This window comes from Streptomyces sp. NPDC029159, assembly GCF_055564055.1.
In genome coordinates, this window is the sequence record NZ_JBVHWT010000023.1 from 7,830 (window position 1) to 27,690 (window position 19,861).

A 19,861-nucleotide genomic window follows, 5' to 3' on the forward strand; every position below is an offset into this window, starting at 1 on the left:
GAGAAAGGAAAACCTGCCACCCACCCAACACAACAGCCGAAGGCCTCGGAGGAAGGAGGAGACAGGGCCCGGGGAAAAAAAGGCCCCGCAAGCGGTTCCCCCCCCCCCCCCCCCCCCCCCCCCCACGTCGTCATTCTGCTCCGGCGTACCGCCCTTCGGCAGCGCCCTGGCCGGCTTTGTTCGCCAGTTGCGGTTCTGGCTCGCTTTCCGTGTGTCCGTGGACTTCGAACGCAGTCCGTGGAATTCCTTGTCATCCAAAGCGGTCGCGGCAGGTCACGGCATCGGCGAGCGAGGTCGGCCTCGCCGCTGGTTGGGTGTGACCTTTCCCGCGACATGACACCTGCGGCGCCGCCTGAACTGGACTGACGTCTCTTGCGTTTCGCCCGGCCCGGCACCGGATCCGCGCCGTAGATCGCGCCTGCGTCAGCTTTCCGAAACTCCGTTCGTGGACGCCAAGAAGAACCGCAACTCGGGCCAGGATGACCCCCTGGCCGTCCACCTGCCCGCCAGCGCAGGGCAGACCGCCCAGATCCGGTCACTGCCGCCCGGTGTCACCGGGCTGAGGAAGGCGGCGGCCTCGGCGCCACACACCGCGGATCGACAGGCTGTCGTCGATGTGCACTGTCGGGTCGCCGTCGACCAACAGCAGGTCGGCGCGGGCACCGGGTGTGATGCGGCCCCGGTCGGCCAGGTCGAACACCCGCGCCGGGACCGAGGTCGCCGCGCGCAGGGCCTCTGCTGGGGTGAACCCGGCCTGGACGAGCAGGTGCATTTCGTGGTGGACGCTCGCGCCGTGCGCCACGCCGCCGTGGGAGGGGACGGGCATGGAGGAGTCGGTGCCGACCAGGATGTCGACGCCGGCATCCCGCAGCGCAGCGGCCGTGGCCTGTACATGCTTCAGGTCGCCTTCCGGGTATTTGGCGAAGCTCCCGCGCAGCGTGTCCAGCCACTGCGGGCTCAGTCGGGAGCTGACGCGTGAGTCGTCGGCGAGTGCGGCGGCGTTGTTGCCCATAAGGGAGGAGCTGACCGCCAGGCACGGGGTGACGAAGAGGCCGGCGTCCGCGATGGCGGCGACGATCTGCTGGGTGTGGGGCTGGTCGATGAACAGGTGTGCCAGGCCGTCCACACCGACGGCGATGGCCTGTTCGGTGGCGGCCAGGGTCAGAGCGTGGGCGATGACCTTCTTGCCCAGGCGGTGGGCCTCGGCCACGCCGGCCTGGAGCGTCTCGGTGCCGATCATGGGCAGGTTCGGGTGTCCCATCACCGTGCCCTCTTCGATCATGACTTTGATGTAGTCGGCGCCCTCGGCCACGCGCGCGTTCACATACGCCACAGCCTCCTCGGGGGTGGACACTGAGGGCATCGCCCAGCCCTCGCCGCCGGGCTTGTGGTCGTCGCTGAGATCCGCGATGAACTCGCTGGGGTGTCCGCCTGGGGCCATGAGCGCCAGGAGGGCGGAGCGCACGTCGGCGATCTCGTCGTTCTCGGCGATCTCCTTGCGCTGCTCTGGAGTCCAGTAGCCCTGCATTTCCAGCTCGGTAGTCACCCCGAAAGGCAGAGCTGCGCGGAGGGCTTCCAGGGAGGTGTGCACGTGACTGTCGATCAGTCCGGGGAGCAGGGTCGCACCGTGGGCATCGAGCACGGTGGATCCGGCCGATGGCTCCTGGCCGACAGCGTGGATGTGTGCGCCGTCGAGGGTGACGGTTCGGGCGTCCAGGATGCGTTCACCGTCGAAGATCCGGGCGTTGGTGATCGTGGTGTTCATGGTGGTGCTCCTTGCACGTCTGGCGGTGTTGCGGAGTGACGGACCGGGGTGGCGCGTGGGGTCGGGGGTACTGAGGTCTGAGCGTTACGAGGCGGCGCCGGCCGCCTTCTTCACGGACTGCTGTCCGCCGCTGGGCTTGCCGCGCAGGGGGACTTCCTTGATGAAGACGGCCGCGACGAATGCGGCTGCCGCGCACAGGGCGCCGACGAGGAAGATCTGCTGCATCCCGTGGGCCACTGCCTGCAGGTAGGCGTCCTTGGCTGCCTGCGACATCCCCGTTGCCGCCGGGACGTCCGGCCGGGCGCCCTCGACGGGAGCGCCCCCGCCGTGACCGGCGATCGCGCGGGTGAACAGGGATCCGAAGACCGCCACCCCCAGGGAGCCACCCAGGGTGCGAAAGAGGCTGGTGGCCGCCGACGCGGCGCCCATGTCCCGCAGCTCGACGCTGTTCTGGGCGATGGTGTTGGCCATCTGGATGGTGAATCCTGTGCCGATACCGACGAGCACCATGTAGGCACTGGTGGTGGCGCGGGCGGTGCCGGTGTCCATGGTGGCCAGCAGACCCATACCGATCGCGAGCGAAGCGGCGCCGACCACCGGGAAGATCTTGTACCTGCCGGTCCTCGCCATCACCTTGCCCGCCACCATGGAGGCGGCGACAGTGCCCGCCATCATCGGCAGCAGCAACAGGCCGGAGTTCGATGCCGAGGCACCCTGGACCGTCTGCTGGAACATCGGCAAGTAGAGCGTGCCGCCGAACATGGCCACACCGGCGACCGTCAGCAGCACCGCGGCGATCGGGAAGTTGCGCTGCCCAGTAAAGATCCGCGGCGGCAGCAGCGGCTCATCAGTCCGCCGCTGGGAGGCGATGAAGGCCGCCAGCAGGACGAGCGCGGCCGCGGCAAGGGTCAGGATTTGCCAGGAGCCCCAGGCGTACGTGCTGCCGGCCCAGGTCGCGGCCATCACGACGACGCTGATCAGCGAGGTCATGAGGGTGATGCCGAGCCAGTCGATGACGACCTTGCCCTTGGGTGCTGCGGGCACCTTCAGCAGCAGTGCGCACCAGACGATGCAGATCAGGCCGATGGGGATGTTGACGTAGAACGCCCACCGCCAGCCCAGGTGGCCGGTGATGAAGCCGCCGACGAGCGGGCCGCCGATACTGCCCACGGCCTGCGTGATCGCGACCATGCCCTGGTACTTGCCGCGCTCACGCGGCGGCAGCAGCGCACCGATCAGAGCGAATGCCCCGGCCATCAGGCCGCCGGCGCCGATGCCCTGCAGCGCGCGGAAGCCGATCAGCTCGCCCATCGAGGACGCCTGGCCGGAGAGGACTGAGCCGATCATGAAGACCGCTATCGAGCCCAGGAACAGGCGCTTGCGGTTGAACAGGTCGCCCAGCTTTCCCCAGACCGGAGTGGAGCAGGCAGTGGTGAGGGTATAGGCGGTCACCACCCAGGAGATGTGGTCCAGGCCGCCGATGTCGGCGACGACTGTGGGCATGGCGGTGCCGACGATCAGACCGTCGAGCTGCGAGAGCAGCATCGCCAGCAGGACGCCGGCCAGAATCCAGCGGATGTTCTTCGGCACGACCGGGGTGTCGGCGGCTGGGGGTGCGGTGGATGCGGACATGGCGAATCACTCCTTTCGGGGTGGGTACTCATCCACCGTAACGAACACGTTCGCTACGAACAAGTTCGCCACGACTGTGTTCGCGCTACGATGGGCCGATGCCCCACAGCCCTCAGCCCCGCAGCCGCCGCGAGCGCCCAGCCAAGCCACCCCTCACCCGGGAAGGGATCATCGCCACGGCGGTGCGCCTGATGGAGGCCGAAGGTCTGCACCGGGTCACCATGCGCCGCCTGGCCCAGGAGCTCGACACCGGACCCGCGTCCCTGTACGTGTATGTGGCCAACACCGCCGAGCTGCACGCCGCGATCCTTGAAGAGCTCCTGGGCGAGGTCGACCTGAGCCCGGACACGGCCGGCGGTGACTGGCGGGATCGGATCGAGGCCGTCCTCACCTCGTACAACGAGGTGCTCTTCGCCCACCCGAGCCTGGCCTCCTCGGCGCTGGTCGCACGCCCCTCCGGCCGCAACTACCTCAACCTGGTGGAGGCGCTGCTCGCGCTGCTGACCGAGGGCGGCGTGCCCGGCGACCAGGCCGCCTGGGGCGTCGACATCCTGCTGCAAGCCGCTACCGCCTCCGCCGCGGAGCACTCGGCACGCAAGGGGTCCGCCGGCGCCGAGGACGACTGGAACGCGCTCACCGACGCCCTGGGCCATGTCTCCGCGGACCGGCAGCCGCACGTCGCTGCCCTCGCCGAGGAGCTGGTCTCCGGTCCGCCCGCAGCACGCCGCACATGGGCCTTCCACGCCTTGATCAACGGCATCCTGCACACCCCACGCTCACGGTGACCAAGCGCACAACCCGAGCTCGGCAAGCGCGGTCGCGTAGCCGCTATCCCAGCAGCCGACATCCAGCAGCTCCCTCCCCGCCGGGCGAGCCGGACAGCGAGCGGCTCGAGCTCAACGTCCCACACAAGCCGTCTGCCCGCGGCAGGGGGACGGCTCCGGAGTCCGGGTCGTTCGTCCCTCGTGGCTGTTCTCAGGGTTCGCGCAGCTCGAGATCGAGTCCGGCCCGCAGGAGGATGCGGGCGCGGTCGAGTTCGATGGACCGGCTGAGTCACTACTGACTGAGCCCTTCGGCGAGGGCGATGAGACGCTGCGCGGCGGCCTGCGGATCCACCTGGGCATCGGCCTGCCCGGCCGCCTGGACCTGGCGGATCTGGCCCGCCAGTTCGTCGACCCATGACCTGGTCGCGTCAGCCAGGTCCGCGCAGCTCGCCCCCGGCGGCGCTGTTTGTCGCGCACTTTCGCATTGTCGTCGGTGAGGAACGGCTGAACGGCGGAGCAGATCACCGGGCGCAGGTCCCGGAAAGCCCTCATGTCGGCTCGGGGAGTTCCTCGCCGGCGAGGGCGGCGTCGACGCGGGAGCGGATGTAGGCGCCGGTCACGGGACAGTTCAGCGGGTGGTCGGCCGGGCACTGCAGCATGTGCTGCAGCATGGCGGCGGCGCGGGCGAGCCGGTCGATCCTCTCCTGCACGGCGTCGTGTTGGGCGGTGATGAGGGCGTGGCGCTTGGGCGCGTGTGCGCTGGTCATGATGGCGGCGGTGTCGGCCAGCGACATCATGCCGTCGTGGTGCCACAGCTGGGCGTAGGCGAGCTGTTCCAAGGCGGCGCGGTCGTACTGGCGCACCCGACCGCGTCGCGCGGTGGGCTGGATCAGTCCGCATTCCTCGTAGTAGCGCAGCGTCGGTATCGAGACCCCGAAGGCGCGGGCGACCTCGCTGATCGAGTACAGCTGCTCCATCGGGTCCTCCAGGTCCAGACATTTGCGCTCAAGTGGACTTGAGCGTGCAGGGTGGCAAGCCTAATCACCGAGTGCCTGGAGAGCCCTGCCATGCCCCTACCGCCGACGGCGACCACTGCCGCCCCTCGGGACCGCGCCGAGCCGCCACCTGCCCCGGCCGCAGGTGTGCTGCTCGTCGTCGGCTTCGTACTGATGAGCCTGAACACCCGGGTCTCCTTCGGGCAGATCGGGCCGCTGGCACCGGTCGTGGGTTTCACTCCCGCCACGGTCTCCTTGCTGGGGCTGCTGCCGCCGCTGTGCATGGGCGCCTTCGCGCCGCTCGCGGCCATCGCGCGGCGGCGACTCGGCGAGGAGCGCGGGCTGTGGTGGGCCAGCCTGGTCCTTGTGTCCGGCGCGGTCCTGCGAATGCTGGGCACACCCGGCCTGGTTACGGGCACCGTCGTGGTCAGCGCAGCCACCGCCGTCGTCAACGTGCTCATCCCGGTCCTGGTCCGCAAGCGGTTCCCGCGGGAGAGGGCCGGCACGATGATGGGCGTCTACGCCCTGTCCATGGGCGCCGGCTCGGCACTCATCGCGGCCCTGGTCGTCCCCGTCGCCCGGGCCGCCGGAACCTGGCAGCCGGCCATCGGCCTGGCCGTCATCCCCGCCGTCCTCGCCGCCGTCGGCATGACCCCGCAGCTGCGCCACAAGCCGCTGCAGCCCGCCCGGACCGCCGGCACCGAGCGGTCCGGGCGCCCGCACGTGGCCCGCACCCCGGTCGCCTGGAGCTTGACCGCCTTCTTCGGCACCCAGACCCTCGCCTTCTACACCACGCTCGCCTGGCTGCCCTCGATCCTGGTCCAAGCCGGCCTCGGCCGCAGCGCCGCCGGAACCGGTCAGGCCTTGCTCATCTGCGGCGTCGCCGTCGGCGGATTCCTCGCACCGATCCTCGCCGCCAAGCGCACCGACCAGCGCCCCCACATCCTGGGCACCATCCTGGTCTGCACCGTCGGCCTCACCGGGCTCCTGCTCGCCCCCAGCGCCACCTCGATGCTGTGGGTCGCCGTCCTCGGCATCGGACTCGGCGCCGGCCAGGCGCTCCCCGGGGTGCTCTACGCCCACCGGGGAACCGACCACGACCATGTGGCCGCCCTGTCCACCATGGCCCAGACCTGCGGCTTCCTCCTCGCCGCCACCGGCCCCGCCCTCGCCGCCGCCTTGCACACCGCCACCGGCACCTGGACCGCACCACTGGCCGCCCTCACCGCCGCCCTGCTCGTTTGCGCTGCAGCCGGCATGCGGGCCGGCCACGACCCCGCGTGACCGGCCACCTGCCCCAGCCACCGCGATGCCAGGGCGGACCGCACCACGCACCGGAGCGGACACTTTCGGAACGCGTGAACAATTCGCATCCGGGCCCAGGGCCAACTGCCCCCCGAATCGGTGAAGAAGTGCTGCCCGTTCTCGTGGACAGAGCCACCCTGGCCGGCATAACGGCCAGGGCGCTCACGCCTTGTCGTAGCTGAGCTGGAACAGGTCGCGGGCGCGGTGCAGGTCCCGCTCGGTGCGCAGCTGCACCTCCAGGTCGCCCGCGCCGTGGTGTCCGAGACCGGTGACGTTCCGGGCGTATCCGGGGATGAGGTCCACCGTCGTCGGGTCCACCTGATTGAGGTAGACCAGCACCTTGCCCTGCTGGGGCGGGCAGAGGTACGCGACGGTCCGCAGGCTGCGATACGCCCGGTACGTCTTGCGCTGTACCCGGGTGACGCCGTCCCCGATGCCGAGCAGTAGCTCGTCGGCCGCGTCCGCCAGCTCCGCCATCGCGTCGATGGCCCTCGTAGCGGCCTGCGGCGCAGCACCGCTGCGACGCTGCCGCCTGCCGACCGGTGGCCTCCCGGTGGCCGATGCCACGATCTCCAGGCCGATGTGCTCATCGCCGAAGTACCGGTAGCGGACCAGATCGATGCTGCGGCGGTGTTCCCGCACCGCTTGGGCGTCGTAGCGGGTGTAGTCCCCTGCGATGCAGATCAGCCGGGGCGCAGTCCACCGGATCTGTCTGCGGCCGAGGCGCCGATCCGGTCGCGGACCAGCCCCTCGAACACGCCCCGGTGCCGCGTGAGCCACGCCAGGTAGTACAGGCCCTGATTGATCACCCCCGCGTCGCGCCCGAGCTTGTACTCGATCACCACCGGACTGCTGTTCTCGTCGAGACTGGGTTATTTCCGCAGCCCCCTTAATCTTCGTGAAGGTCGCGTGAAGCCCTCGATCCGATCGCGCACGCGCCGAGTTCCGCCGAGTTCCGCTGAGTTCCCGAGGATTGACCTGCACTCGGAAGGCATCACAAGGCTTCAGGGGCGCGACGAGTCACCGCTTTCTCTGCACTCATCAGGCAGCGGTTCGTTCTGTCTGGCGTGCCACCGCCCTCGCTCTTTCCCCGTCCTCTACAGATGAGGCGTGTCACACGCCCAACTCCGAATCGCCGTCTCACTGCTCCCCACACGAACCTCGGCTGATCCCCGCCACTGACCTCCGGCGTGACACCGCCCGCCCCCAAACGCCCACCCGGCTTCGGCGGTACACAGCGCCCTCCTCGACTGCCGCACCGGAGCCGGTTGCAGATCTGGTCAGCCCGTTCGGGGAGGGTGTGGGCGATGCCTCGCCGTCTGAGCCAGGTCCGGATGGCCCGGGAACCGTAGCCCTTGTCTCCCAGCACGTGGGCAGGTCGGATTCGTGGCTGACCGGGGCCGAGCCGGGGCACCCGTATCGCCTCCATCACGGGGTGAACTGGGTGCAGTCGTTGGTGTTGCCGCTGGTGAAGGCGAGCGAGCGACAGCGTCGCAGGCCAGGTGAATCTTGCTGGTCAAACCACCTCGGGACCGTCCGAGTGCGGGGCTGCGGAGCCCCCCTTTCGGGCCCCGGCTGCGTGCTGGTGGGCGCGGACAACGGTGGAGTCGACCGCACCAGCCAGTCGACACCCCCGCCGCGTCCGACCTCACCTGCGCGGCCCGGAGCATCCGCTCGAACGTGCCGTCCAGAGCCCACCGGCGGAAGCGGGCGCGCATCGTCGCCCACGGACCATACCGCTCAGACACATCCCACCAGGCCACCCCAGTCCGGAACTTCCCAACGATCCCGTTGAGCACGGTGCGGTCATCCAGCCGCTTCCGCCCCCCGCATGGACTCGGGCAACAGCGGCCGGACGAACTCCCACTCCGCGTCCGACAGTGCATGACGACGCATCACCCGACTGTGATCCACCACTCGAGAACGCTTGAAGACACCCTCCCCTCTAGCACTCCAGCTGTAGATCGTGACCTTCATGTCCGATTCGCGGCTTATTGGCAATAACGAACCGTGCCTGATTGTCGATTCGCCGCCATCCCGGGAGAACGCCATTTGGTGCAGGCCCGGAGCAACTCCCGGCCTCCTTCGCGTGACTGGGTCCCGACAGGTGGGCCACCTGAACGCCCTCAGCGGGCGCCCCCCAAGGCGCCTACCTTCTTTCCCTCAAGGAAAGAAGATGGTACTTTCTTCATGGGCAAGTACCTCGGATGACCAGGGGGATCCATGACTTCGTACGAGGCGCGGACTGCGCTCGACGCGATACACCACCACCAGGAGCAGACCCGTGACGCGTATGTGCGCCACGGCTCCTCGCTCCCCTACATGCTCATCACCGCGCTGGCCGTGTTCGGCTACAGTGCGGCCATCGATCTGCCGAACCCTTGGCGCACCCTTACCTTGCTGGCGGCGAGCGGCCTGATGACGGGCATGCTGTTCGTGCATCAGCGGCGGGCCCCGGTGCGCCGGAAGCCATCCGGCGCGGAGTGGGCGTTCTCCCTATGGGTAGGGGGTGTTGTCATCGTGGTCCTCGTGGCGGCACTGATCGGCGCCCGACTGCTCAAGCTCCCGAATCCCAGTGTGCTCGCCGGGGCCGTCGCGGCCCTGGCGACCCTGGTGGCCGGGTACGCGACCCGCCCGATCCTCAAGGCCATCACACGCCGGAACGACCACGGCTGATGGACCCGGACTTCGACGAATTCCTGCACGTACCGGCCCGGCTCTCGGTCGTCGCGCTGCTGGCTCCGGCCGACTGGGTGGAGTTCGGCTTCGTACGGGACAAGGTGGGGACCAGCGACTCGGCCCTGTCCAAGCAGGTCGCCGCATTGACCGAGGCCGGGTACGTCGAGGTGCGCAAGACCCGGAACCGTACGGGACGGCACACCCACGTCCGGCTCACCACGCACGGCCGGCGGGCGTTCCAGCACCACGCCGCAGCCCTGCAGAGGATCGTGGCGGCGGCGTACGAACCGCAGGAGTGAGGCTCGTGGGGCGGACACACCCTGGCTCGCCTGCATGCCCTTCCCCGCTGAGAGCCGTTGTGTGGACAAACGATGAGACGCTGGCCGCAGGTCACCGCATAGATCCCGCCTGGTGGCGGGAGGCGTTCGAGGTGGCCATGGGCCGGATCGCGGGCCGGATCGCCCGGGTCGAACCCCGCCTGCGGGCGGGGCGGTTGATGCTGGGGCTGTTGTCGGATCTGCCGCGCAAGAACTGCTGGACGAGCGCGGAGTGGCCGGGGAGGTCAGTCCACACAGCATGCAGCATCTGCTGTGCCGGGCCGCCTGGGACGCCAACGCCGTCCGCGACGACGTGCGCGAATACGTCGTCGAGCATCTCCACGATGAGGCCGCGGTGTTGGTCGTGGACGAGACCGGCGACGTGAAGAAGGGCACCCACACCGTCGCCGTCCAGCGCCAGTACACCGGGACTGCGGGCAGGATCGAGAACTCCCAGCTCGCGGTCTATCTCGTCTACGCCGGCGCCCGGGGATACGCGGCGGTGGACCGGGAGCTGTACATCCCGCGTTCCTGGACATGCGCCCCGGACCGCTGCCGGGCAGCAGGGCTCGGCGAGGACACCGCCTTTGCGACCAAGCCGGACCTGGCCGCCCGGATGATCGAACGGTTCCTGGACGCCGGACACCACGTGGGCTGGATCACCGGTGACGAGGTTTACGGCGGCAACCCGAAGCTGCGGGCGGCTATGGAGGCACGCGGCATCGGCTACGTCCTCGCAGTGGCTTGCTCAGCCGAAGTCCCCAGCCAAGCAGGAAAGTTCCGGGCAGACGAACTGGTCAAGCGGCTGCCGAAGTGAGCCTGGCAGCAGTTGTCCGCCGGGTCGGGAGCCAAGGGGCACCGCTTCTACGACTGGGCGGTCATCGACCTGGCCAATCCCCGCCCGGGACACCACCAGCTGCTCATCCGCCGTAACCGCTCCACCGGCGAACTCGCCTACTACCGCAGCTTCTCCGTCCAACCGGTGCCGCTGACCGAGCCAGTGCGGGTCGCCGGATCCACCAGACATGAAGGTCACGATCTACAGCTGGAGTACTAGCCGCAATTCGGTTCGCGGATAGCGCGCCGACGTGGCCCTTCCGGGTGGGTGAGAGGCCCGGCTGTGGTGTTCGGAGCCTTGGTCCCTCTAACGTGCGGCCATGGAATCACCCCGATGTGGGGGGGGCTCGGCGCCTCCCAGCCTGAGCTGCCGCGGCAGCAGGACGCCATCGTTCGAAGCTCGCGCCCGTAGCCGTCTCGCACCGGGCGGCTCAGGCAGTGCCTCAGTCTTCTTATGAATCAGGAGTAGACATCATGGCTTCAGACCAGACAGTGAACGTCTTCTTCAGCCTGCAGGTCCCCGACGAGCTTGTCGATGCTCTGGTCGGGTTGCAGGGAGACCACCAAGACCTTGTGGAGCCACAGCAGCGCGAGCACCTTCACATCACGCTCGGAATTGTCCATGGCGCTGATGCTTCGCGGCTGGCTGACGCAGCCGCGTTGATCAATGGACGTAGCTGGCCGGTGCCCATCGTGGGCCTGAACGGCGAGGTGGGCCACGGGAGCTGGGAGCTGCAGAAGGACCCGGCCTACCGCTTCAAGGACGATCTGGTGCAGAAGCGTGAGCAGGTGCGCCTCGGCGTCGAGTACACCGATGAACTCGCTGCGCTCTACACCGGCGTCACCGAGCCTCTGGGCATCGCGGAGGACGGCTACCGGCCCCACATCACCCTCGGCCTGGCGCGGCAGGACTTCCCCGTCGCGGCGGTGAAGGACCTGGCGCTGCCGTCGACGAGGGCGGCAGCGCCGAGCATGAAACTGCAACAGGAGATGAGCGTCACCGACTTCAGAGTCCTGGTCCGCAAGGAACTCGTCTGAACACGCTCTTCTCCGCGGCGGCTGTCAGCGGTTGTCGTGGAGTTCCTGGTGCATCTGGGGCTGGTCGTCTTGGCCGCGGGTGAGGGCGTACCGTTCCATGTCCCGGAACGCGCTGGAGGCGATGCCGAGGATGTCCTTGTAGGGGTTGACGCCGGTGGTCTTCTCCGCCGCTCCTCCGAAGAGGCCGCCGCCCAGACCGCTGACGACCTTGTGGCCGGCGGCCAACACCTTGCCGCCCTCGGCCAGGACGGTGTGGTCGAGACCGGCCATGTCGGCGTACTTGTCGGTGAGAGCCACCCGGATCATGGCGACGAACGCGTCATGGGTCGCCACCGACGAGGGCTGCAGGAACCTCCGGTAGAACTCGATGGCCTGCTTGGTCATGAAGACGCCGTCGTCGCTCTTCTGCCACTCCTTGTCACGTTCCTGGTTCCACAGCCGCTCGACCTCGTCCGCGTCCTTGGGCAGCAGCCACTGCGGCGAGGTGCCGAGGTAGTGGCTGACGTAGTGCCAGGCGCAGATGAAGCCGTGCGCGTCGTCCTTGGAGACGTCGAGGCCGAGGTGGCGCATGGCCTGGAGGATCTGGGTGGAGAAGACGCAGGCGGCGCCGGTGGTGTACTTCTGGGAGACCGGCTCGCCCCACTTCTCGTAGTCCCACTCGCCGCTCTTCTTGTGCAACTGCCTTACGGAGGCGTGCACCAGCCGCACCTTGGTGACGTTCGCGGCCAGGGTGCCATCGGTCATGGCGCCCTTCTTGTCCATGTCGATGAAGAGCCGCGAGGACTGCGACAGGCGTCGTCCCGGGCCTTCCACGCCGCCCAGACGGCCGGTGGAGCGGAGGGTGAAAGCGCCGGTCGGGGAGAGATAGGTGCCGATCAGGCCGACGGTGCCCTGGAGCATGGCCACCTCGCCGCGGTGGCGGTCGAAGAACTTCTCTGCCGCCTTCACGTCAGCTGAGGTCCAGCCGGGCGGCGCGGCCTCGGCCTTCTTCAGGAACGCGGCCAGCCTCGGCGGCAGCTCGGAGTGGTCGTCACCGGGCTTGAGGGTGCCGATGGTGCGGAACAGGGCGTTGACCCCGTCGATCTCGCGGTTGTCGAGCAAGTCCGATACGAGCGCGTCAGCTTCCTCGTCACCGGCCTTGTTCGCCGCCTCAAGTTCCTGAGCGACATTCTGAGCCGTCAAGGGCATGGCTTCTCCGTTCGTCGTCATCGGATGTCCGGCCCCTGCCGGGGCCGGGAGAAAGGGGGGCTGCCGAGGCTCGATGGCCGCGTGGGGCGGACAGGCGCACCACGCCGGTGGATATGTGGATATACGGCCAAGCCCGGCAGCCGCAGGTTCGCCGCCTGGTGCCCGGCGGTGACTGCCCAGGCCAGATCAGCGGAAGCGATCCTTCCCACTCCCCGGTGCCACGACAATCCCTCGAACGGGGCACAGAAGCGCGCGCCCGAAGGCTTGTGCCGTTCCCGGACGGGCCGAAGCCTCCTCGGGAACGGATCGCGAACGCTCGGACCTCCGCGCCGCACCGTCCCGTCCCGAAGACCGAGTCGGCACGTCGCGAGCCTGCCCCCGAAAGTCCCCGGGCACGTGGACGCCGCCACCTGCGCAGATGGCCCCCAGCGCGGCACGGTGGAGAGCCTCGACCCCGGCGGCCGGAAGGGCCGCGGGACTGCCTTCACGTTCGTACCACTCGTCCGCGTCCTTGTACTGGACGCTGATGCAGGCCGTTCCGTCACCCCGGTCGGTGGTGGTGACGGTAAGGTCTCCGGTGATGACTCCGACCTCGACCGTCATCGCGCCTCCGGGCCCGGCTGTCACCTCAGCCGTCATCGCCTGCTCTTCGCCGGTGCTCACTGGTCGCAAGTGTCCAGCATTTCATCCAACTTGGCCTTCTCCGGTTCGGTGACGTTCAGGTGGTAAATGCTTGACGTCGGTCCAGGCTCGGGCGTAGATGCACCGGTACGCCTGACGCGGCGGGGCCCACTGGTCCGGCGGCTGGTCTCCCTTGTGCCGGTTGGAGCGAGCGGACACCGCGATCAGCTGGGAGTGGACGAGGTCGTTGGCGAACGCCTTGCGCTGGGGCGTCGTCCATTCGTCTGCGCCCGAGCGCCAGGCGTTGGCCAAGGGAACGATGTGGTCGATGTCGAGTTCCTTGGCGGACGTGAAGGTCTTGCCGTCGTACTCGCTGTACCAAGTACCGGAAACAGCCCGGCACTTCTCGTCCTGCTTCACATCTCGACCGTTGCACTCAAGGACTACTTCACGGGTGTCCACATTCTCCGTGCTGCTTGATCCAGCGCGGGAACTTGGTCCGGCCGTAGCCGTCCATGGAGTGTGGTGACTGGACGGGCAAAGCCGGCCAACTCCGCGCGGGTCACGCCGGCGGCGGGCGGCTCCGGTAGCCGGGCCGGCGCGACGGCGTGAGCCAATGCGGCAGCCGGGGCTATGAAGGCGGCCGGAGCGCGGGCGGCCATGAGGAGGGCCACTGCAACGGTGGCGCTACGCCACCACAATTTCGCGATCACGCGAGGAGCTTCAGCAGGGGAAATGATCCTCATGCGCCGCTTCACGGCAAGGAATTAAGAAGCCTGCATGAGTTGACGTCGAACTCTATCAGCGACCCTCTGAATAAAATATTCAATGTCTGCGGCGTGGAGTCGGGCACTGAATACAACATCGCCTCGTCGGCCATAGGGGCCTCACCGGGGTCTATTTTCGAGACCTTTTCAACATGTCACCCCCGGGGCCTTGAAACATTTTCCACGCTATCGCGTGTCAAAAATTGTTATGTAGATACACGACTCTTCGACCGGGTACGCCCTTGACTGATGCTGGACGGCAAGTCACCTGCGCACTCGGCGAGTTCACCCGCGCCGCCCTATGCATGACCTCTGCCGCACCGGGGCCGTGCGTCTGTGACTGGCATCCACTCGGAACGGGTGAGACGGCAGAAGTGGTTCGGGCTCGCCCGGAAGGTTTCGCTCGCATGGTACGGAAGATTCGCATGGGTCGCATCGTTCACGGATACGTCAACGCTGATGGCACGGAAGCGGAAGGGAGTGTCGGCTTCAGGGCCGTGAAGTCCGGCACCGGCGTGTACACGCTGCTCTTCGACGAGAAGTTCACCTCCAAGCCCTCCATCGTCGTCACCATCGTCGGTGAGGACTGGAACCTGGTGGACAACGCGCACGTCCACGGAGTCACCACGAGCCGAGCCGTGGTCCAAACCGGCGACTACTACGGAAAGAACAGCGACCGCCCCTTCACCTTCATCGCAGTAAGCGGTCAATGGTTCGACGGAAGGTGAAACACACCTCAGGCCGATAACACCGCGAGGCTTTCCGGGTCCGGCTACCGCAAATTCGGTACCCCCGGGGAGCCTCCCGGCTTGCTCAGCACGTCTTCGTCCCATCCCGGCCGCACCGCGATGGCCGACTTCTCCATCGCCACCGAACATCGCCAAACGGGACGACTACGTGGACATCATCGGCGGCATCTGCAAGACGATCACGTTCACGGAGTAGGCGCCGTATTCGATGGTTGGCAGGTCATGACGGATACGCAGGAGTCGTGGGCGGATCGGGAGCCGGCGGGAGACGGGCCGGCGGCCCACGTACGGCTGGCGGGCCGGCAACAAGGCCCTACCCTCCCCACCCCACCACACCACACCACCTGGACCATCGCCCCCGGTGTACTCCACAAGCGCCCCGCGCTCCCCCCTCGACGGCGCCTGCACCGCACCAGGACTCGAAAACCGGGCATACACAGCCCACCATCAGCCGCTACCCCCCCGTCACATGGCGGAGCCCTGCCGGATCACACCGGCAGGGCTCCGCCATCCAGCAGCTCTCACGCAAATCTCACGGACGGGGCTGCGTCCTATCGGATTCCAAGCCCTGACCAGGCACAAAGCCCCGTCCTGGACCTGCCGGACGCCTCTGGACGCCCTTCGCCAGCATGTGCCATGTGGTTCCACCTGGGACGGCGACGTTGCCCCAAGGCACCTGCTGGGATCAGGGCCCGCCCATCAGCTAACTTCTTGGGACCTCGCACTCACGCACGAACACTGGGCACAAGCCAGGCGCGGGCGGGCGACCGCGCGATGGTTTCTTCAAGTCGCGCCGTTTCCAGCGATACCGGCTCGCCCAGCGAGGCCCGGAAGAGGCTCACCAGAAGGAAGTCGCTCCCGCCGCTCCCGAGCAGGCCGTGGCGCTCGTCGTAGGAGAGGTCGAACGCGCTGACCACGAGGAAGTCCAGCGGCGCCACCCAGACGTGCCGCGACTTCGACCACGCGTCATCGTGTTCTCCCGGCGCCGCCCATGCACGTGGGCACCGGGCTGGTCGCAGCCCAACGCGCGGGACTCCGGCAGCAGATGAACATCGCTGCGCCGCAGGCCAGCCACTCGGCCGCGGCGTAGCCCCACCCGACCCACCAGCAGGACGATCAAGCGGTCACGTGCGTTGCGGCAGGCGGCAACATCGCCACCAGCTCGGCATCGACTGCCCGGCCCACCTCCGCCACCGGCTCACGCAACCGGTGCACCGGCCACAGCCGGTAGAACAGGCCGCCGTCCTCCCCCTGCGCCTTCGCCAGCAGGCCCCGGCTGTCAGCAAGCTCGTAGATCTGTCCAGGCACTGCCTGCGGCGCCTCGCTCAACAACCCGCCGCAGAGCCCCCCGAGAACGAGCCCCAGGACCTCAACGAATGCACCTCACACCCCGTCATACCGCACCCACCCCACCCCCGGAGAAAGGGCATTTTCCCCGGGCCCGTAACGCTGCCGAGGCTGTTGGCACCCGGCACAGCGGCCGACCTGGTCCGAGCGGCACTCCAGCACTGCGGGGCGTGAGGCGGGGGTGGTCATCAACGGTTCCTCTCAGCCGTCAACTTGCAGTTCAACTTCCGGGCGGCAACGCACACACGGGGCCACACCGGAGGCCGAAGCCTCCAGGGCCCCGCGGCGATCGAGAGCCTAGGCGCGAAATCCGGTGTCGAACCGGCAGCGGCCGCGGTGCACCGCGACAGGGCGCCCCTCGGCACCCGACGGGATCGATACATGTTTCCCGTAGAACCATCCCTCCCTTTTGCTTTGTTCCAACGATTCGACCGTAAACCCAGGTGGGGTCGTCACCGGGTCTTTCTCGCGTTCGCCGGCGGCGATGTCTTCGAGGTCGACGGTCGACCATGTGGTGTCGCGGTGATCTTCGGAGTCGACCTGAAGCGGCAACGGCAGCCGGGCCGGGGCCGGAAGGAGGCCAGGTTGCAGGACACGGATCGCACGGACCGAGGCGCCTTTGATCTGGAGGCGGGCGACGAACTGCGGGCCGAGGGGGCGGAGGGGGCGAAGGCCGGCGAGGAAGGCCGCAGGTCGAGGCGGCCGCTGGCGGCCTCGAAGTGGATCGAGGCGACCTTGCTCTCGAGGTGGGGCACAGCTCGGGCCACCGCCCTGTGCCCCCCGGCATGCTGTGCTGGAACCTGCCGGTTGGCGCGCTCGGCCGGGCCGGCGCAGGGTGAGGGAATGGACGCTGCCGGCCAGTGGCCCCGCTGCGTCAGGATCTGCGGGAACGTGACGATTCTGACGCACTGTGGAGGAAACTGGTGGCCGGGAGAGTTGAGCCAAGGTTGATCTTGTTGTGTGGGCTCCGAGGCTCAGGGAAACGACGTTGGCGAAGCGTCTGGCTGACGAGATCCCAGCCGTACGCCTGTGTCCGGACGAGTGGATGGCGGATCTCGGCATCGACTTGCATGACGAGGTAACACGCGACCGACTTGAGAGGCGGTTCCGGGATCACGCCCAGGTCCTCTTGAAGCTCGGACAGGTCATGATCTTGGAGTCGGGCTTCTGGGTACGCTCCGACCGCGACGCCCCGCGCCTCGGACTGACGATGAAGTGGTGGCCACAGACCACAACGTAGGGCCTGCCCGCTGACAGGTGATGTTCGAAGACATGATGGGCCGGATCGCAACCCGCTTTCCCTGCGTCGAACCTCGCCAGCGAGCATGGCTGTTGATGCTCGGGCTGCTCGCGGATCTGCCGCGCAAGAACTGCTGGATGATCGCCGAGGACACCGGGGACACGAGCGGGACGGGCTACAGCACCTTCTCGGCCGGGCCACATGGGACGCTCCGCTCCCGTCCTCCTTGCCGGGAGCTGCCCGCGGAACATGCGCGTGGACCGCGGCCGCTCGGCACCTGGCAGATCGTAGAGGTGACCACTCCGGCCTTTCTCTCCGGCGTGGTGATCCTGGCACCGGTCGCTGCCCTGGCAGCACCGAGTTGTCTGGCCGCCCTGCCGGTGTGTGCAGAGATTGGAGCCGGTCTCATCATGGGCGAAGCGGACGGCGGCAGCCTCCCCAGCGGCAGCGCGGAAGGTTCCCTGACAAGGAAGGCGAACCCTGCCATAGCTTCGTCCCCGGAACCCGGGTTGCCCTTGCAGAGGGCAAAGAGAAAGACATCGAGGACGTCAAGACTGGCGACAAGGTAACAGCCACCGACCCCAAAACCGGCAAAACCACCACACGTGATGCCGTCACCACCATCACCACTGAAGACGACAAAAACTTCACGGACCTCACAGTCAGCCAAGACCCCAACGGGCCCAGCGAGCATCATCGCCACCGACACCCACCTCTTCTTGTCGGCCGACAAGAAGAGGTGGGTAAGCGCCGGAGGGATCCACCCCGGCATCGAATTGCGCAACCCCAACGGGAACAGGTCCCTGCCCGGCGACTGGGAATGGTTGGCGGAATTCTCGTAACCATTACCACGAGGCTCTCCCGAGCTTTCGGGAGGACCTCGTGGTGTTTGACGGCAGTAGCTGACGGCAACGTCAGCGGACGAGGGCGGAGCGAGACGGTTCGTCGCCATCATCGATGGCCTCCAGGGAGCCGAGTGCAGTGCTGAGGGTGTCGATGGCGTCGCGCTGGAGGCGGAGTCGGACGTGGGCGCAGACGGTGGCGGTGACACCGATGTGTGAGTGGCCGAGGAGTTCCTTGATGACGACGAGTTCGACTCCCCGCACCAGGAGCAGGTGCCCACTTGCGCAGGTTCAAGTGCTTGAGGTCGTCGCGTGCGCCGAGGGCCCAGGCAGTGCGGATCATCCGGGCGGCGTGCTCGCGCACGGACTCGATCCAGAGGTCGGTGATCCTCTTCAGCCGGTGGTCGAGGGTGCCGGTGGCTGCTTCGGTGCCCTTGGTGGCGTACTTGGCGACGTATCCGGCAACCTTCCCCTCGGTGATCGTGGCCCCGCCCTGGAAGGCGGAGGATCGTAATGATCCTGGCGTCGGTCTGCTTGCCGAAGGCGAAGGAGCGGGCGCGGCCAGTGACCCCTGGGCCGTCGATGCGGGCGCGCGTGGCCGCGAGCCGGATAGCGGCGGCCAAAAGTTCGGGGGTTGCCCATGCGGGTGGCGGGCCGTAGGAGCTTGCGGGGCCGTCGCGTCGGATCACGGCGTGGAAGTGGATCAGTCCGCGCTGCTGGCACTCGGCGACCTTGGCGTACGAGACGCGGGCGAACTTGGGGAGCAGCCGTTGTGGGACACCGACGGCACCAGCGATGGTGCGGCGCAGGTGGAGCATGAAGCGGGCCCACAGGGCGTGGGCGTAGGCGTGGGCGTAGGCGTTCCACAGTACGGCGCCCGTGTAGTCGTACGGCTCGGGGGAGAGCGGGCTGCCGAGAAGTGGGCGTCCTTGGTGTGGGTGTGTCCGCAGTGGCAGCGGGTGGAGCGGCGGTTGCCGCAGCGGGCCAACAGGTGCCCGGCGGCAGCTTCTTGGACGTCAGTTTGCGCAGGATCTCGCCAGTGAAGGCGTCGATCTCGGTGCGCTGGCCTTCGAGCCGGATCAGCTGGGCGCAGCCACCCCGGGAGGACAGCTGCCGCACCAGGCCGAGCAGGTCGCGGCACCCGGTGAACGTGGGCAGCGTGGCCGTGTCCGGTTCGGAGCGGGGGATTGTGGTGGTCGGGCGTGCGGTGGTGGTAGCTGAGGGTGGAGACACTCAGACCGACAGCATCCGCGAGCCCCCGTATGGAGGGCTCCTCGCCGTGCTCGACGGTCCACTCGCGCAGGGCCCGGGCGACGCGGCGCTGCCGCTCGGTCAGCGTCACCGCCGCCCCTCCACGGCCGCCGCACGCGCCCGCTCCTTGAGCGCCACCCGGCCCGCGGGCGTCGCCGCCACCGTCCGCCGGTACGGGTGGACGGCGATGCCCCGGGACAGCTCCAGCAGCTGCCGGCGGCACCGTGCCGCTCCATCCGGCGGCCCGGCGGCAAGCCGGTCGTAGACGCGGTACCGGTCGCTCTGGGATTCCAGGAGGTCCGGGGCGCGCTTCCCACGTCTCGCCCGACGCACCGACTTCGGCGCCGAGGACGGAACCTCGTAGCCCTCTGGCACGCCCCCTCCGGGATCGGACCCGAACGACGCCCCCTCGTCGTTCCGGCACCCACCGTCGGCGGAGGTATCGCCCTTGGTGCCCTTGTCGGAGCCCTTGCCCGAGGCCCTGTGCCCACCCGCCGAGGCGGGCGGGCACAGGGGGCCGGCAC

At 68.3% G+C, this 19,861-nt stretch carries 16 protein-coding genes and 7 pseudogenes; 8 read left to right on the plus strand and 15 right to left on the minus strand.

The genetic code is table 11. The features are described 5' to 3' along the window. Positions 1-535: 535 nt before the first annotated feature. Together ACZ4U4_RS29680 and ACZ4U4_RS29685 are read right to left on the minus strand one after the other, a co-directional pair. Positions 536-1,765, minus strand: a complete 1,230-nt coding sequence (locus ACZ4U4_RS29680; protein WP_467880661.1) for an amidohydrolase family protein — start codon at positions 1,763-1,765, stop codon at positions 536-538. A gap of 84 nt (positions 1,766-1,849) precedes the next feature. After that, entirely contained in the window at positions 1,850-3,397 is a 1,548-nt protein-coding gene (locus tag ACZ4U4_RS29685; protein ID WP_467880664.1) for an MDR family MFS transporter, read from the minus strand. 98 nt (positions 3,398-3,495) lie between these two features. On the opposite strand from ACZ4U4_RS29685, the gene ACZ4U4_RS29690 reads away from it, so the two are divergent. Next, positions 3,496-4,182 (plus strand): TetR/AcrR family transcriptional regulator, encoded by a 687-nt coding sequence (locus tag ACZ4U4_RS29690; protein ID WP_467880666.1) that lies wholly within the window; start codon positions 3,496-3,498, stop codon positions 4,180-4,182. 271 nt (positions 4,183-4,453) lie between these two features. Here ACZ4U4_RS29690 and ACZ4U4_RS29695 read toward each other — a convergent pair whose 3' ends face one another. Further along, on the minus strand, positions 4,454-4,681 hold the full coding sequence (locus ACZ4U4_RS29695; RefSeq protein WP_467880763.1) for a TetR family transcriptional regulator C-terminal domain-containing protein: 228 nt from the start codon (positions 4,679-4,681) through the stop codon (positions 4,454-4,456). A 28-nt stretch (positions 4,682-4,709) separates the two neighbouring features. Then, on the minus strand, positions 4,710-5,138 hold the full coding sequence (locus ACZ4U4_RS29700; protein WP_467880669.1) for a MerR family transcriptional regulator: 429 nt from the start codon (positions 5,136-5,138) through the stop codon (positions 4,710-4,712). A 90-nt stretch (positions 5,139-5,228) separates the two neighbouring features. On the opposite strand from ACZ4U4_RS29700, the gene ACZ4U4_RS29705 reads away from it, so the two are divergent. Further along, the gene (locus ACZ4U4_RS29705) at positions 5,229-6,440 is read left to right on the plus strand and encodes an MFS transporter (protein ID WP_467880672.1); all 1,212 of its coding nucleotides are present in this window, start codon (positions 5,229-5,231) and stop codon (positions 6,438-6,440) included. Positions 6,441-6,623: 183 nt separating this feature from the next. On the opposite strand, the pseudogene ACZ4U4_RS29710 reads toward ACZ4U4_RS29705, so the two are convergent. Together ACZ4U4_RS29710 and ACZ4U4_RS29715 are read right to left on the minus strand one after the other, a co-directional pair. Next, positions 6,624-7,306 (minus strand): annotated as a pseudogene (locus tag ACZ4U4_RS29710) (hypothetical protein). Positions 7,307-7,713: 407 nt separating this feature from the next. Continuing rightward, positions 7,714-8,357, minus strand: a pseudogene (locus tag ACZ4U4_RS29715) (IS5 family transposase); the annotation flags it as partial. Positions 8,358-8,684: 327 nt separating this feature from the next. Between ACZ4U4_RS29715 and ACZ4U4_RS29720 the strand changes: the two are divergent. The 3 genes and pseudogenes from ACZ4U4_RS29720 to ACZ4U4_RS29730 form a co-directional block, all read left to right on the plus strand. Next, positions 8,685-9,137, plus strand: a complete 453-nt coding sequence (locus ACZ4U4_RS29720) for a hypothetical protein (RefSeq protein ID WP_467880675.1) — start codon at positions 8,685-8,687, stop codon at positions 9,135-9,137. Continuing rightward, positions 9,137-9,439 carry a transcriptional regulator gene (locus ACZ4U4_RS29725; protein ID WP_467880678.1) on the plus strand — a complete coding sequence of 101 codons (303 nt, stop codon included), beginning with the start codon at positions 9,137-9,139 and terminating at the stop codon, positions 9,437-9,439. The genes ACZ4U4_RS29720 and ACZ4U4_RS29725 overlap by 1 nt, the downstream gene beginning before the upstream one ends. A 137-nt stretch (positions 9,440-9,576) precedes the next feature. Next, positions 9,577-10,475, plus strand: a pseudogene (locus ACZ4U4_RS29730) (IS701 family transposase); the annotation flags it as partial. A gap of 299 nt (positions 10,476-10,774) precedes the next feature. On the opposite strand, the gene ACZ4U4_RS29735 reads toward ACZ4U4_RS29730, so the two are convergent. Then, positions 10,775-10,918, minus strand: a complete 144-nt coding sequence (locus tag ACZ4U4_RS29735) for a hypothetical protein (protein WP_467880680.1) — start codon at positions 10,916-10,918, stop codon at positions 10,775-10,777. A gap of 36 nt (positions 10,919-10,954) precedes the next feature. Here ACZ4U4_RS29735 and ACZ4U4_RS29740 point away from each other — a divergent pair, with 36 nt between their 5' ends. Beyond that, positions 10,955-11,332, plus strand: coding sequence for a hypothetical protein (locus tag ACZ4U4_RS29740; RefSeq protein WP_467880683.1), 378 nt, complete (start codon positions 10,955-10,957; stop codon positions 11,330-11,332). Between the two features lie 24 nt (positions 11,333-11,356). Here the strand turns inward: ACZ4U4_RS29740 and ACZ4U4_RS29745 are convergent, their stop codons facing one another. Then, a complete protein-coding gene (locus tag ACZ4U4_RS29745) occupies positions 11,357-12,520 on the minus strand; it encodes an oxygenase MpaB family protein (protein ID WP_467880686.1) in 1,164 nt (387 codons plus the stop codon). Positions 12,521-13,204: 684 nt separating this feature from the next. After that, positions 13,205-13,561, minus strand: a complete 357-nt coding sequence (locus tag ACZ4U4_RS29750) for an HNH endonuclease family protein (protein WP_467880688.1) — start codon at positions 13,559-13,561, stop codon at positions 13,205-13,207. Between the two features lie 772 nt (positions 13,562-14,333). Here ACZ4U4_RS29750 and ACZ4U4_RS29755 point away from each other — a divergent pair. Continuing rightward, complete coding sequence (locus tag ACZ4U4_RS29755) at positions 14,334-14,636, plus strand: hypothetical protein (protein WP_467880691.1); 303 nt, start codon at positions 14,334-14,336, stop codon at positions 14,634-14,636. A gap of 746 nt (positions 14,637-15,382) precedes the next feature. On the opposite strand, the gene ACZ4U4_RS29760 is transcribed toward ACZ4U4_RS29755, so the two are convergent. Both ACZ4U4_RS29760 and ACZ4U4_RS29765 read right to left on the minus strand, forming a co-directional pair. Beyond that, positions 15,383-15,595: a hypothetical protein gene (locus ACZ4U4_RS29760; RefSeq protein WP_467880694.1), complete on the minus strand. Its 213-nt coding sequence runs from the start codon at positions 15,593-15,595 to the stop codon at positions 15,383-15,385. A 178-nt stretch (positions 15,596-15,773) separates the two neighbouring features. Further along, the gene (locus ACZ4U4_RS29765; RefSeq protein ID WP_467880697.1) at positions 15,774-15,965 is read right to left on the minus strand and encodes a hypothetical protein; all 192 of its coding nucleotides are present in this window, start codon (positions 15,963-15,965) and stop codon (positions 15,774-15,776) included. Between the two features lie 1,314 nt (positions 15,966-17,279). Here ACZ4U4_RS29765 and ACZ4U4_RS29770 point away from each other — a divergent pair. After that, positions 17,280-17,455, plus strand: a pseudogene (locus ACZ4U4_RS29770) (IS701 family transposase); the annotation flags it as partial. 703 nt (positions 17,456-18,158) lie between these two features. On the opposite strand, the pseudogene ACZ4U4_RS29775 reads toward ACZ4U4_RS29770, so the two are convergent. From ACZ4U4_RS29775 to ACZ4U4_RS29790, 4 genes and pseudogenes are all read right to left on the minus strand, one after another. Further along, positions 18,159-18,359 (minus strand): annotated as a pseudogene (locus ACZ4U4_RS29775) (hypothetical protein); the annotation flags it as partial. Positions 18,360-18,408: 49 nt separating this feature from the next. Beyond that, positions 18,409-18,651: pseudogene (locus ACZ4U4_RS29780) on the minus strand (replication initiator); the annotation flags it as partial. 4 nt (positions 18,652-18,655) lie between these two features. Next, a pseudogene (locus ACZ4U4_RS29785) lies at positions 18,656-19,066 on the minus strand (replication initiator); the annotation flags it as partial. Positions 19,067-19,424: 358 nt separating this feature from the next. Then, positions 19,425-19,712, minus strand: a complete 288-nt coding sequence (locus tag ACZ4U4_RS29790) for a hypothetical protein (protein ID WP_467880699.1) — start codon at positions 19,710-19,712, stop codon at positions 19,425-19,427. Positions 19,713-19,861 lie beyond the last annotated feature (149 nt).

Coding starts and splice junctions, on each gene's coding strand:
- ACZ4U4_RS29735 (WP_467880680.1), bottom strand. CDS start 10,918: ATGGACAATTCCGAGCGTGATGTGAAGGTGCTCGCGCTGCTGTGGCTC.
- ACZ4U4_RS29690 (WP_467880666.1), top strand. CDS start 3,496: ATGCCCCACAGCCCTCAGCCCCGCAGCCGCCGCGAGCGCCCAGCCAAG.
- ACZ4U4_RS29685 (WP_467880664.1), bottom strand. CDS start 3,397: ATGTCCGCATCCACCGCACCCCCAGCCGCCGACACCCCGGTCGTGCCG.
- ACZ4U4_RS29755 (WP_467880691.1), top strand. CDS start 14,334: ATGGGTCGCATCGTTCACGGATACGTCAACGCTGATGGCACGGAAGCG.
- ACZ4U4_RS29720 (WP_467880675.1), top strand. CDS start 8,685: ATGACTTCGTACGAGGCGCGGACTGCGCTCGACGCGATACACCACCAC.
- ACZ4U4_RS29680 (WP_467880661.1), bottom strand. CDS start 1,765: ATGAACACCACGATCACCAACGCCCGGATCTTCGACGGTGAACGCATC.
- ACZ4U4_RS29700 (WP_467880669.1), bottom strand. CDS start 5,138: ATGGAGCAGCTGTACTCGATCAGCGAGGTCGCCCGCGCCTTCGGGGTC.
- ACZ4U4_RS29745 (WP_467880686.1), bottom strand. CDS start 12,520: ATGCCCTTGACGGCTCAGAATGTCGCTCAGGAACTTGAGGCGGCGAAC.
- ACZ4U4_RS29725 (WP_467880678.1), top strand. CDS start 9,137: ATGGACCCGGACTTCGACGAATTCCTGCACGTACCGGCCCGGCTCTCG.
- ACZ4U4_RS29705 (WP_467880672.1), top strand. CDS start 5,229: ATGCCCCTACCGCCGACGGCGACCACTGCCGCCCCTCGGGACCGCGCC.